Origin of the sequence: Pseudomaricurvus alcaniphilus (assembly GCF_011440395.1) — a bacterium.
In the GTDB taxonomy this organism is placed as follows: Bacteria; Pseudomonadota; Gammaproteobacteria; order Pseudomonadales; family Cellvibrionaceae; genus Pseudomaricurvus; species Pseudomaricurvus alcaniphilus.
In genome coordinates this window covers 750667-763699 of record NZ_JAAOIX010000001.1, presented here as the reverse complement: position 1 = coordinate 763699, position 13033 = coordinate 750667, and the positions used below count along the sequence as shown (strand labels likewise).

Below are 13033 nucleotides of genomic sequence, written 5' to 3'. Positions count from 1 at the left end.
ATGAACGTTCTGGAAGGTACTATGATCGAAGACAACCTGACTCTCGCCTGGATCTACTATTTGCTCGGTGCCGCGGGGCTAATGCTGGTAGGGTGGCGCATCACCCGCTGGATTTCACGGCCGTTCCTGCGCCACCAGTGCCTGGTCATGATGCTGGTCCTGCTGGTATGCCCGTTTAGCATTGGTGAGGGTTACCCGCAGCTGGCGCCCGCCTTGTTGATGCTGGCGATGGAGACCGTTTTTGAAGGCGGAGAGGCTTTTTTTCGGGTTGGGCCGACCCTTATCGGCACCACCCTGACGGTGATGCTGGTGTTCGGGTTGGCGGAGTGGAGCGTGTGGCGGGGGCGTAAAAAACAGGCCGGGCAAGAGCAAATGCGCGAGGATCACGATGAACTGGTGACCGCCTCTCGAGCACGGAATAATTGATAACCTGCAGACAGCTGCTATAACTAGTGTAGTGCCTCGTATATCGTGTACATTCAGCAAGTCGCTAAAGGGCCAGATACGAGGCACTACACTAGTGCTTATAACATCCGCTTTGGCTCATCTATGAAGTTTAGCAAGTATTTCCTCAGCCTGTGCCTGGGGCTGGCCTGGGCATGCACTGGCAGCGCCCAACAATCCACCGATCCGCTGCCTGCCGATGTACGCATGATCATCGATGTCTCGGGCAGCATGAAGCTCAACGATCCCGGCAACCTGCGCCGGCCCGCGGTTGAACTGCTGGTGCAACTATTGCCCGACGGCAGCAAGGCCGGGGTTTGGACCTTTGGCCAGTACGTCAACATGCTGGTGCCCCATCGCGACGTCGATGGGCAGTGGCGCCAGGATGCCAGCGCCAGGGCTGCCCAGATCAACTCCCTGGGGTTGTACACCAATATTGGCACGGCCCTGGAAAAGGCGGCCTACGATGCCGAGCGACTCAAACCGGATTATAAAACCAGTATTATCCTGCTTACCGACGGCATGGTGGATATTGCCAAGGACGCCGGCAAAAACCAGGCCGAGTGGCGACGCATTGCGGATGAGGTGTTGCCGAAGTTGAAGCGGGCGGGCTATACCATTCACACCATCGCGTTGTCCGACAATGCCGATACCGCGCTGCTGGAAAAGCTGGCCCTTAGCACCGGTGGCAGCGCCGAAGTAGCCGCCAGCGCCGACCACTTGATGAAATTGTTTTTGCGGGTGTTTGACCAGGCCGCACCGGCGGAGCAGGTACCGCTGGCGGGCAACAGATTCCCGGTGGACGACAGCATCGAAGAATTTACCGCCCTGATTTTTCGCGCCAGCAATGACGAGCCGACCCGCCTGATCAGTCCGGATGGGGTTGAGTACAGCCAGGCTACAATCGATCCCGACCTCAACTGGTACCGCACCGACGCCTACGATCTCGTCACCTTACAGCGGCCACAGACCGGTGAGTGGCGGGTGGTGGCGGATGTGGCGCCGGACAGCCGGGTCACTATCGTCAGTAATCTCAGTATGCGGGTAAAGCCGTTGCCCAGTAACCTGTTTTTAGGGGAGACACGGGAGCTGTCGCTGCTGTTGCGAGACGAAAACGGCACCATTACCGACCCGCAGTTCCTGTCATTGCTGGATGTGGACAGCTTTATTGAGCACCCCGACTCCAGCAATAACTGGACCCAGTCGCTGAGCAAGGGCAAGCCCCCCGCTGATGGTGTTTACACAGCGGATTTGGAAATGTTCGGCAGCGAAGGTCGCTATCAAGTGTCCGTGCAAGTGGATGGCAAAAGCTTTCAGCGGCAATTTGAGCACCACCTGGTGGTGCGCAAGGCGTTTGCGGTAGAGCTGCAGGCCCAGGGCGAAGGAGAGAGCGCCCAATACCTGCTCAACGTGCGCGCGCACAGCGACCGCATCGATCCCGGCAAGTTACAACTGGTGGCGCGAATCAAGGCGCCGAATGGTCGCACCAGCCTCAAGCCCCTGCTGCTGACCCCCACGGATGAGTGGCAATTGCTTATAGAGCCCGAGGAAGAGGGCGTATACAGTGTCAAAGTCCGTATCAGTGGCCAGGATAAAGAGGGTAATGATATCCAGTTTGACCCGGAGGTGCAGGCGTTTCGCTACCCGGCAGTCGGCGATCCCTTTGCAGATTTGCTGGCCGCCGAGCCGCCGGCGCCTGAACCTGAACCGGTAGCCGAGGTTGAGCCGGTTACTGCCGCAGCACCTGAAGCCGTCGCTGAACCGGCAGCTGAACCAGTCGCCGAGCCGGCGAGCGATGATTCGTCGCTGCTGTTGTATCTGGGGCTCGGTGTTGGCAATGTAGTGCTGGTTATATTGGCATTTGTCGCTTATCGAATGGTGGCAGGCTCGGGTAAGGGCGACAGTATCGACGAGCTGGAACAGGCGATGGCGGCGGACATTGAAGAGGAGGAAGATCCTCCGGTCGCGGCTGCAGCTGAAGAGCCTGAACCAGAGCCGGAACCCGAGCCGGAACCGCAAATGGCGACCGTGGCTGCAGAGGAACTGGTCGCTCCGGTAGAACCTGTTGATGAGCCTGTTGAGCCGATCGAACCGATCGAACCGATTGAACCCATTGAGCCCATTGAGCCCATTGAGCCCTCTGAAACCAAAGAGCCAGAAAAGAAGGCTGCGGCGCCCGCTATGACAGAAGGGTTGGATTTATCCTCGGCGGATATCGAAAACCTGGAGATTCCCATCTCTCTTGATGAGAGTATGGATGAGACACAAGAAGACAGTCAGCAAGCGGGTAAGGATGACGATGAGTTTGACCAGCTGTTGGCCGGCCTCGAAGAGCCACCGGAAGATGAAGCCCTGCTGGATGAGCTGGCGCCGGAGCAGGGACTGGAAGAGTTCTCCCTGGATGATTTCGGTCCGGAATCCCTGGATGACCCGGATGATCTTGATGAGCCGGGTGAGTCGAAAGAGAAGGTTGCTGCCGGCAAACCCTGAGGCGTTACAGCCGATCCCGCTTGCCGCCGGGTTCAGTCACCTTGTAACGGTACCAGGGCTACCAGCCGGCGGCTAAAGCCATGTCGCAATCCTGGCTAAAGCTCGCCAACCCAAATGGCAAGCGCAGCAATCAATGATGTTCCTAATTACCACCTAAGCTAAGCTTTCGTGCAGCCGGCACTATGTTAGGTCTGGCTCCAGGGGCTTGCTTTCAAGACCCTCGACAGCAGGGATGCTGTCGTGGAGCCTCCATGGATGGAAACTCGGCGAGTCTTGAAAGCAAGTCCCTGGAGCCAGGCCGGGAGCAAAGCTGATGTCCCAAGAGCTACAGGGTATATGTTTACTATCGCCGATAGCTGGCTTATTCATAGGCGTAATTAGGATGATTTCGGCCCGTCGCGTTCGTGGCGGCTTTTGGCTCTGGGCTGGCAGAGTGTTACGGCACTAGCGTTCAAGGATGGCTGTCACGCCCTGCCCACCGGCGGCACAAATGGATATCAGGCCGCGACCACTGCCTTTTTCCGCCAGCATTTTCGCCAGGGTGGCAACGATGCGACCGCCGGTGGCGGCGAAGGGGTGTCCGGCGGCCAGCGAGCTGCCGTTGACGTTGAGCTTGCTGCGCTCAATCGCCCCCAGCGGTCCGTCCAGGCCGAGCTTGTCCCTGCAGAAGGATTCATCCTGCCAGGCTTTCAGGGTTGCCAATACCTGGGCGGCGAAGGCCTCGTGAATTTCGTAATAATCGAAGTCCTGCAGCTTCAAGCCCGCCTTCTGCAACATCCTCGGTACCGCGTAGGCCGGCGCCAGCAGCAACCCCTCTTTGTCCTGGGCGCCATCTTTACCGAAAAAGTCAATCGCGGCCGTTTCCACAATGGTCAGGTAGGCCAGCACCGGCAGACCCTGTTGCTCGGCCCATTCTTCACTGGCGAGCAACACCGCCGAGGCGCCGTCGGTGAGGGTTGACGAATTGCCAGCGGTCAAGGTGCCCTGGCCGCTGTGCCGGTCAAAGACCGCTGGCAGTTGCGCCAGCTTTTCGAGGCTGGTTTCAGGGCGCAGAATATTGTCCTTGCTAACCCCCTTGAACGGCGTTACCAAATCATCGAAGAAACCTCGGTCGTAGGCGGCAGCGAGATTCCGGTGGCTGTTGTAGGCCAGCTCATCCTGCTCGCCCCGCGGAATCTGCCAGGCCTTGGCGGTGATTTCCGTGTGCTCGCCCATGGACAGGCCGGTGCGGGGCTCGGCATTGGCTGGTATCTGTACGCTAATATGGCGCGGTCGCAATTGCAGCAGCGGCTTTAGCCGCGCGCCCAGGGAGCGAGCCTTGTTCATTTGCAGGAGGATGTGGCGCAAGCCTTCGCTGACCCCGATGGGAGCGTCGGAAGTGGTGTCCACGCCGCCGCCAATACCCACATCGATCTGCCCGAGGGCGATCTTGTTGGCCACCAGGTTGATCGCCTGCAGCCCGGTGCCGCAGGCTTGCTGGATGTCATAGCAGGGGGTATTGGCACTCAGTTCCGTGCCCAGCACTGCTTCGCGAGTGAGATTGAAGTCGCGGCTGTGTTTCATCACTGCGCCAGCGGCCACCTCGCCCAGTTGCTGGCCCTGCAGTTGATAACGCTGCACCAGGCCGGCGATGGCGGCGGTGAGCATCTGCTGGTTACTGACCCCAAAATAGGCGGTGTTGGAGCGGGTAAAGGGAATTCGATTGCCGCCAATAATGGCAACGCGTCTGCTCGCTGGTAACATTTTCTGACCTCAGGTAGTGGGTAAAAGCCCGACAAGGCGCGCAGTGTAACAAGCTTGAGCTGCCGGACATTGGCTCAATCGACAGTGCGGATGGGGCGGCATTGTCAATCCAGTTTAGCGCCGAAGCTATTACAATAAAGCTGTTACAGTGAAGTTATTACAGTGAAGCTATTACAGTGAAGCTATTACAACAGGTACAACAGGGTTACTCGATAGCACAGTTTGCCAGCTGACCAGCCGCTCCGCCAGACTGCATTTGTCGGACTTCTAAACAACTACTCTATTCACAGCGCATGAATATAGCGCGCGAAATCAGTGTTAGTGTGAAATCATGCTAGCGTGAAAAGAATGCTGGTGTGAAATCATCGCTAGTGGGAAGTCATGGTCAGTGAGAAAAATAGCGCAGCGCGGTATGGTTTGGCAAAGAGTATTCCCGCAGTTTTTTGACACAGCGGTAAACGACAGATCGGCCAGGTGGTCAGTGGAGAAGACAGTATGAGCGACAGAGTGGAAAAAATGATTAATTCCCGGCTGGGCAAACGACTGCAGCGCAGCCTCGGGGTGACGGTGCCCGCTGAGCTGCAACGCTACACTGCTGATCAGCCCGGTGTGCCCAGCGCACCGGTTTTGTTTGGTGCGGGCGACAATGGACAATGCCTGGCGGCCACTATCCGGGTAATCGGTGACATGGGGGCGGTGCTGGTATTGGCCCCAGAGTGTGCGGCACAGGTGGGCGGCGAGTCATCGGCGGGTGCCGCAGACGAGCGCTATAGTGCACTGGTCTTCGACGGCAGCGGCTTCAGCGATGGGCTCGAACTGGTGCAGGCCTACCGCTTTTTTCACAGCAATATTCGCAAGTTACAAGCGAGTGGTCGCATCGTCATACTGGCGCGCCCCCATCAAGACTGTGCCACCCCGGAGGCGGCTGCGGCGCAGCGTGCCCTGGAGGGCTTGAGCCGCTCGCTGGCCAAAGAGGTGGGTGGCAGAGGTTCTACCGCGCAATTGCTGAGTGTGGCGGAGGGGGCGGAAGCCAACCTGGACAGCAGTTTGCGCTTTCTCCTGTCGCCGAAATCTGCCTACATCAGCGGCCAGGTGATTCGGGTGCAAGCGGCGGCGGTAGAGGATAATCCGCAGTGGGATAAACCGCTGGCTGGCAAAACGGCGCTGGTGACCGGTGCCTCGCGCGGAATCGGTGCCGCCATTGCCGCAACCCTGACCCGGGACGGGGCGACTGTAATCGGCGTGGACCTGGAGCCCATGGCCGCCGAACTGCAACAGCTTATGCAGAGTTTGCAGGGCAAGCCGCTGCTGGCCGATATCACCAGCCCGGAGGCACCGGAAACTATTTTGCACGCAGTACGTGAACTCGGTGGGGTCGATCTGGTGGTCCACAATGCCGGCGTCACCCGGGATAAAACCATTGCCAATATGCCCGAGCAGCACTGGCAGATGACCCTCGATATCAACCTGGCTGCGGCCCAGCGAATTAACGCGCAGTTACTGCAGGGCGACGCTATAAACGCGGGCGGCAGCATTGTCGGGGTGTCTTCAATGAACGGTATCGCCGGCCAGCGCGGCCAGACCAATTACGCCGCTTCCAAAGCCGGTGTGATTGGTTATGTCGAGCAGATGGCGAGATCTGGCGAGTTGGCCGCCAGGGGCATCACCGTCAACGCGGTGGCGCCGGGCTTTATCGAAACCGCAATGACGGCATCGATTCCGCTGCTGCCGCGGCTGTTAGGCCGGCGCTTGAACTCGCTGGCCCAGGCTGGCCAGCCGGTGGATGTCGCAGAAGCCATTGCGTTTTTGGGCAGCCCCAACTCCAGAGGTGTCAATGGCAACATCTTGCGGGTCTGCGGGCAGGCCTGGTTTGGTGCCTGAGCACTGTGATCAGTTGCTGTCTTTGGCTCGCTTCGCCTGGCGGTATTCGATGGGGGTGAGGCCGGTCCAGCGTTTGAAGGCCCGATAAAACGTACTCGGCTCGGAAAAACCGGTCAGGTAAACCACATCGGAGATCCTCTCATCGGTTGCCGCCAACAGGCGCTTGGCCAGGTTGCAGCGATAGTCCGCCAATACCCGATTAAAATTGGTGCCGGCGTTTGCCAGCCTGGAGCGCAACACCCGCTCGTGCATGCCCAGCTGGGCGGCGACAGCCTCCAGGTTTGGTTGGCCCAGTTCCAGGGATTGGGCAATGACTTTCTCTACTTCGCCAATCAGGTCCTGGCGGGTGAGGCGATCCAGTTGCTTGCGGGCCAGGCTCTCGTGCAGTCTTAGCAGGTTGGGTTCGGCGTGGCTGGACGGGGTCGCCAGCAGGGCAGTGTCGAACAGCAGTGCGGCGACCGGCTGCTCAAATCGTACCCGGCAACCGAAGGCCCGCTGGAATTCCCCTTCGTCTCCGGCCAGGGAGTGGCTGAAGTCAACTTGCCCGGCGACAAAGGCACCGTTGGTCACCGCCTGGAAATAGCGCAGCAGAAAGCGGGCATAACACTCGTTGCGATGGCGAAACCCGGGCTCACCGTCGTCGGCAAAGCGCAACACAAGTCGCGAGGTTGACTCGCTCTCCTGCAGCTCAAATTGGGTTGCGTCGCTGATCAGGCGCTGGTAGTTTTGCGCGCGCCTGAGGCCTTCGCCAAAATTGGCGCTGCTCAGGAACAGGTACTCCAGTACCTGGCCACGATAGACCTGCAGGTTTTCGGCAAGGTGCAAACCGATCTGCGGGTCGCCACTGAGATCTTCCAGTAGCCGCCAGAATTGCAGCTGGGCACTGTGGGGAAAGCGGGCGGTGCGATCTTTAAGCAAGCGGGGCGATATACGGCATTCCCGGACCACCCGCTCAACGTCCAGGCCCATCTTCTGCATGGCCGGGTACACCATTTGTACCAGGAAGCCGGAGTCACTGAGGCTGGAGGATCGTTTGGGAGATGGTTTGGGCATGTTTCGAACAGTCTGCGAGGTTATAAGGGATCGCCGGTGTTGACCGAACTGACAGGCACTACACTAGTGTCCTTATACTCTTGTTTGTCCTTATACTCCTGTTTCATTTACCGTGGGAGTTCAGGCTTGAATTGCAGGCCCAGTATGGAGATAGAGTCTTATGACCGCAAGTGAGTTGACCCTGAAACAGCTGCCCGGGGCGCTGCCGATGTTAATGCAGGCCGCGCTGACCCGCAAAAAGCCGGGGCCAGACCCCGAATTTCCGCAAGCGACCCTGCTGCTGGAGGACCTGCTCTGCTCGCAACAGCAGTTGCAGCGCTATCGCGAGGTTTGTCGCTTTAGTGGTGCCAGCCAGCGATTGCCGCTGACATTTTTGCATATTCTGGCCTTTCGCCTGCAGCTGAAATTGATGTTGGCCAGGGAGTTTCCAGTTGCCCCAATGGGCTGCGTGCACCTCGGCAATAGCATCACCCAGTATCGAGCCATAGGCTGCGACGAGCACCTGCGGCTGAGTTGCCGGGTGGCGGACCATCAGAGGACCGAAAAGGGCATTGAATTCAGCTTTGTCTGTGATGCTTTCGCCGGCGGCGATCTGCTGTGGCGGGATTCCAGCCGCTATCTGTCGCGGCAGAAAAAGCCAGCCAATGGTGCCGGCCAGAAAGCCAAAGCCAGGTCGGCGTCACCAGACAGCGAGCCGGTTGCCTATGACCTGCAGCAGCCGCTGGCCATAAGCCGTCGCGATGCCCGGCAATACGCCCGGGTGTCAGGGGATTTCAATCCCATCCACCTGGCGGATACAAGTGCCAAACTGCTGGGTTTCAAGGGTATGATTATTCACGGAATGTGGAGCAAGGCCGCCTGTCTGGCCGCACTGGAAACCCATATCGAGGGCGCCAGTTACTGCTGCGAGGTGGAATTCAAGACCCCCGTTTTTCTGCCCGCGGTGCCGCAATTACACTACAGCCGCGTCGATCAGGGGTTGGATTTTGAGCTGCGCAGCGCGGAGGATAACAGGCCGCATCTTGTCGGCCGGGTCCGATACCTCGAGACAAACAGCGACTAACACCCGTTGTTGACCAGAGCGCCATGGCTTTTATTCGCCTCAGCCAATTTAACCCATTGCTCATTTCGCTATGCTTTTGTTCCTGAGCATTTTTTGAATTGGTACTAGACGAGGTATTCCATGACCACTTACCAGGCGCCAGTGCGCGACATCGATTTTGTTACTAACGAAGTACTGGACTACAGCGGTCACTACCGTTCGATTCCCGCCGGGGCCGAAGCGACCCCGGATATGGTGCAAGCCATTACCGCGGAAGCGGCAAAGTTCGCCGAGCAGGTGTTGGCACCGCTGAACCGGGTGGGCGACGAGATGGGCTGCCAGTGGCACGACGGCGAAGTGACCACCCCGGAGGGATTTAAGGAAGCCTATCAAATGTGGGTCGAAGGTGGCTGGCAGGGGCTCTCGCACCCGACCGAGTATGGTGGCCAGGGCTTGCCCATGTCACTGGGCCTGATTAAATCGGAAATGGTTGGCACCGCCAACTGGGCCTGGGGCATGTACCCCGGCCTCAGCCTCGGCGCCATGAACACCCTGGTGGCCCACGGCAGCGAGGAGCAAAAACAGCTGTACCTGACCAAACTGTGCGAGGGTAGCTGGACCGGCACCATGTGTCTCACTGAGGCTCATTGCGGCTCCGATCTCGGGCAAATGAAAAGCCGGGCGGAACCGCAGCCCGATGGCAGCTACAAGCTCAGCGGCAGCAAGATTTTTATCTCCGCCGGTGAACACGACTTGACGGAAAATATTGTCCATATCGTGCTAGCGCGTATTCCCGGTGCCCCGGACGGCACTAAAGGCATCTCGCTGTTTATCGTTCCCAAATTCAACGTCAACCCGGACGGTACCCTGGCCGAGCGCAACGGCGTGCGCTGTGGCAGCATCGAACACAAGATGGGTATCCACGGCAATGCCACCTGCGTCATCAATTTTGACGGCGCCAACGCCTGGCTGCTGGGGCGGGAAAATGAAGGCCTGGCCGCCATGTTCACCTTTATGAATACCGCCCGTATCGGCACGGCTATCCAGGGTTTGGGGGCCTCGGAGTTGGCCTATCAAAATGCCTTGCCCTACGCCCTGGAGCGCCATTCCATGCGCTCACTGTCCGGGGTCAAGGATGCGGACAAGGTGGCTGACGCGATTATTCATCACGCCGATGTGCGCCGTATGCTGCTGACCGCCAGGGCGTTTGCCGAAGGTGGCCGCGCCATGGTTTACGACGCCGCCAAGTACTCCGATTGTATGTTACAGGCGCGAACGCCGGAGGAGCGCGCCCGGGCCGAGGATGAGTTGGGCTTTTTGACCCCGATCCTGAAAGCGTTCCTGACCGAGACCGGACTGGAGTCGGCCAGCAATGCCATGCAGGTGTTTGGTGGTCACGGTTACATCAAAGAGCACGGCATGGAGCAAATCTACCGTGATGCGCGCATTGCCACCATGTACGAGGGCACCACCGGGATTCAATCCATGGACCTGGTTGGCCGCAAGATGGTGCTGGATGGCTTTAAGTTATACGCCGGCTTTTGTAAAAAGCTGTACAGCTTTGGCTTCAGGAAACTGGTCTCTGGCAAGTGCCGCGGTTATGCCGTCAAATTGATCGGCGCCACTCTGGGCTGGAATTGGCAGACCCTGAAGATGGCGGTGCGGGCCTCCAGAAATCGCGACTCGCTGGGGGCGGCCTCTTTTGACTTCCTGATGTACAGCGGCTACCTATCCATGGCCTACTACTGGGCCATGATGGCTGAAGTGGCGGCGGAAAAACTGGCTGCGGGCACCGAGGAGAAAGCGTTCTACGAGGCCAAGCTGGAAACCGCTGAATTTTATTTTGCGCGCCTGTTGCCGCGGGTCAAGGGCCATGCCGGCTGCATGAGCAGCAGTGCCGACAGTGTCATGGGCATGCCGCTGGAGCGCTTCGCCATCCGCTAAACACCACTCCGTACACCTGTGGCCCGGCTCTGCCGGGCCTTTTTCGTGGGGCATTTATCTCGTCCCGGTCTCCGCCGTAACCGCCAGCAGCAAACGCTTTAACAGCTGGTCGCGCCAATTCAGTGGGCCATCCAGCCCCAGCACCTCAATAACACTTTGCCCGCTCGGTGACGGCGGCGGCGATGTCGCGACAGCGCGCAGGCGCTGCCAGCGGTTCAACCCTGCGACCTGTTTTAACGCCGCAGCGGCACGCAGTTCCGGTGCGGTGAAATCACAGCCAAACGGGTAGGCGGGCATCATGCCCTGGCTTTTGGCCCACTCCACAGCGGCTTCAATGCGCGCCGGAACATTGTTGCTGAACGCTTCGGGCAGTCGATAATCCTGCGGCAGTTTGGCGGCAGCTTGTGCCTGGCGAATCAAATCTGGCTGGAAACGCGAGTCCGCTATCTGTATCAGGGCCTCCGCCACCTCCCGGTCCGATTTGCTGCGCAAGTCGGCGATGCCGTACTCAGTAATGACAATGTCGCGCAAGTGGCGCGGAATTGTGCAACTGCCGTAGTTCGGCACAATATTCGATACTGTGCGCTCGCCATCGGTGCGGGTCGCCCGGATCATCAATACCGAGCGGCCATCGACCAGGTGGTGGGCCATGGAGACGAAGTTGTACTGGCCGCCGACCCCGGAGACCACCTGGCCGTTGGCCAGGGTATCCGAGGCCACCGCACCCTGCAGGCTGACATTGAGGCCGGTATTGATAAAGCGCGCCTTGCGTCGCTGCAGCTGGTAAAGGCGTGGATTGAAGTCCAGCTGGTTGATTTTCTCGACCCCGCACATGGCCAGTTTGCCGCGGGTCGCGGCCGGCATCTGGCGCAAGCTGCGGTAGAAGTCGCTGCTGCCCAAAAAGAAGCCCCCGTGCAGGACCTTGCCGTTGCGGAGGCTGGCGCCGTGGCATTTGTCCGCGATGGCGCGCTGGCTGTCCGGGTTGGCCACGTTGGCGGCAATGCGCTGTCCGTCCGGGGCGATAATGTGACCTTCGTGATAACGACTGGCATCGTTAAAGTAGCCGTGATACTGCAGCACGGCAAAATCCTTGCCGCGTAACTCCCGCACTCCCAGCTCAGCCATGGCCGCGACCGTGTCAGCAGTCAATGCCTGCGGTTGGCACAGGCCCTCATTAATCAGCGCCTGCAGGGCCCAGAAGTCGTAGACTTCGCGCTTCAGTATGCCGCTGTCCAGCAGCTGCCAGAAGCCCTCGACAAACATTTCCGTGGCGCCGTACAAGCCCTCCTGAAATTCCGCGCGACCACCACAGCTGTCGATTAACGCACCCCAGTGGAGGTCGGTGTGAAAGCGCTGGAGCAGGGCGCGATAATCCGCATTGCGCGTATGGCGCAGTTGGATGGCGTGGACGATGGCATCGCCCATGGCGCCAATGCCCAGCTGCAGGGTGCCGCCGTCGGCCACCAGGCTGCTGGCGTGCAAACCGATGGCGTAGTCCGCCGCGGCCACCGGTGCCAGTTTCGGCAGGGTAAATAAACCGTGGCGCTGGTGGTCGGTGTGCAGCAGGATATCGTAGTCGGCGGCGCTGACTTCAGCGTCACCCACCATATAGGGCAGGTCCTCGTGCACCACACCCACGTTCACACAGGGGCGCCCGGCGGCGCGCAAGCGCTCCAACACTTGGGCCGACGTATCCGGGTTGCAGCTCATGCTCAGGCGTCGGTGATCGGCCGGGTCACGGGCCAGCAGTTGGATAACCACATTGCAGCCCTGGGCGACCACGTCCCGGGCGGCGTGGGTGTAGTTGGAGCTGACGTAATCCTGCTGGGCCCGGGCGTTACCCAGGCGACTGCCCGGCTTGAAATAGAACTCGTGTACGCTGATATTGTCGGGCAGGTTGCCGGCCCGCACCGCCGTGGCGTAAGTGGGCTCGGTGTAATGAGCGTAGAGGCGGTCGAAGACCGGGTTGAGCAAGCGGCCGCGCACCGGATCGGCTTCGACGGGTCGCTCCAGGCTCAGTGCGGTCAGAATTTTTAACGACAGTGACGGGTTATCAGCAGCGCGTTGGTAGAGTGCGTTGATTAATGCCACCGGTTTGCCCAACCCCAGCGGCAGGGCAACCGCCAGACGGTTACCGAGCCTGGCAATGAGGTAATCCACACATTGCTCGACGGTGTCTATCGGTGCCTGTGTGGGTTGAGTTTCCCGCGTCATAAGCTTCCATTTTAGCTGACAGTCAGGTTGCCAATTTATACTTGTTGGCGGTCAACTGTATACGCCTTGCGGAATTTCCGCGTCAATCGCCCCTAAAACCGGCTGGAAATGGACATTTACAAAACGGTTGCTTTATTGTGAATTTGGAGTAACGTTTTGTTATGGCGTATAGAGCGCCGCTGGCAGCTAATAATAAGACCTGATGATGAGCGAAGATATTCG

The 13033-nt window shown here is 59.2% G+C and carries 8 protein-coding genes; 5 read left to right on the top strand and 3 right to left on the bottom strand.

What is annotated here, in order from left to right:
• Both G8764_RS03345 and G8764_RS03340 read left to right on the top strand, forming a co-directional pair.
• Complete coding sequence (locus tag G8764_RS03345) at positions 1-426, top strand: hypothetical protein (RefSeq protein WP_166161820.1); 426 nt, start codon at positions 1-3, stop codon at positions 424-426.
• Positions 427-549: 123 nt separating this feature from the next.
• Positions 550-2934: a VWA domain-containing protein gene (locus G8764_RS03340; protein WP_166161818.1), complete on the top strand. Its 2385-nt coding sequence runs from the start codon at positions 550-552 to the stop codon at positions 2932-2934.
• Between the two features lie 444 nt (positions 2935-3378).
• Here G8764_RS03340 and G8764_RS03335 read toward each other — a convergent pair whose 3' ends face one another.
• Positions 3379-4677, bottom strand: coding sequence for an acetyl-CoA C-acetyltransferase (locus G8764_RS03335; RefSeq protein WP_166161816.1), 1299 nt, complete (start codon positions 4675-4677; stop codon positions 3379-3381).
• A 495-nt stretch (positions 4678-5172) separates the two neighbouring features.
• On the opposite strand from G8764_RS03335, the gene G8764_RS03330 reads away from it, so the two are divergent.
• Positions 5173-6558: a 3-oxoacyl-ACP reductase gene (locus tag G8764_RS03330; RefSeq protein ID WP_166161814.1), complete on the top strand. Its 1386-nt coding sequence runs from the start codon at positions 5173-5175 to the stop codon at positions 6556-6558.
• A 9-nt stretch (positions 6559-6567) separates the two neighbouring features.
• Here G8764_RS03330 and G8764_RS03325 read toward each other — a convergent pair whose 3' ends face one another.
• Positions 6568-7611, bottom strand: coding sequence for an AraC family transcriptional regulator (locus G8764_RS03325; protein ID WP_166161812.1), 1044 nt, complete (start codon positions 7609-7611; stop codon positions 6568-6570).
• A gap of 160 nt (positions 7612-7771) precedes the next feature.
• Between G8764_RS03325 and G8764_RS03320 the strand changes: the two genes are divergently transcribed.
• Positions 7772-8674 carry a MaoC family dehydratase gene (locus G8764_RS03320; protein ID WP_166161810.1) on the top strand — a complete coding sequence of 301 codons (903 nt, stop codon included), beginning with the start codon at positions 7772-7774 and terminating at the stop codon, positions 8672-8674.
• A 120-nt stretch (positions 8675-8794) separates the two neighbouring features.
• Entirely contained in the window at positions 8795-10597 is a 1803-nt protein-coding gene (locus G8764_RS03315; RefSeq protein ID WP_166161808.1) for an acyl-CoA dehydrogenase C-terminal domain-containing protein, read from the top strand.
• Positions 10598-10651: 54 nt separating this feature from the next.
• Here G8764_RS03315 and G8764_RS03310 read toward each other — a convergent pair whose 3' ends face one another.
• On the bottom strand, positions 10652-12811 hold the full coding sequence (locus G8764_RS03310; protein ID WP_166161806.1) for an acetyl-CoA hydrolase/transferase C-terminal domain-containing protein: 2160 nt from the start codon (positions 12809-12811) through the stop codon (positions 10652-10654).
• Between the last annotated feature and the right edge of the window lie 222 nt (positions 12812-13033).

Bases quoted from the DNA above. Each gene is read 5' to 3' on its own strand.
- G8764_RS03345 (WP_166161820.1), top strand. From the start codon at position 1: ATGAACGTTCTGGAAGGTACTATGATCGAAGACAACCTGACTCTCGCC.
- G8764_RS03340 (WP_166161818.1), top strand. From the start codon at position 550: ATGAAGTTTAGCAAGTATTTCCTCAGCCTGTGCCTGGGGCTGGCCTGG.
- G8764_RS03335 (WP_166161816.1), bottom strand. From the start codon at position 4,677: ATGTTACCAGCGAGCAGACGCGTTGCCATTATTGGCGGCAATCGAATT.
- G8764_RS03330 (WP_166161814.1), top strand. From the start codon at position 5,173: ATGAGCGACAGAGTGGAAAAAATGATTAATTCCCGGCTGGGCAAACGA.
- G8764_RS03325 (WP_166161812.1), bottom strand. From the start codon at position 7,611: ATGCCCAAACCATCTCCCAAACGATCCTCCAGCCTCAGTGACTCCGGC.
- G8764_RS03320 (WP_166161810.1), top strand. From the start codon at position 7,772: ATGACCGCAAGTGAGTTGACCCTGAAACAGCTGCCCGGGGCGCTGCCG.
- G8764_RS03315 (WP_166161808.1), top strand. From the start codon at position 8,795: ATGACCACTTACCAGGCGCCAGTGCGCGACATCGATTTTGTTACTAAC.
- G8764_RS03310 (WP_166161806.1), bottom strand. From the start codon at position 12,811: ATGACGCGGGAAACTCAACCCACACAGGCACCGATAGACACCGTCGAG.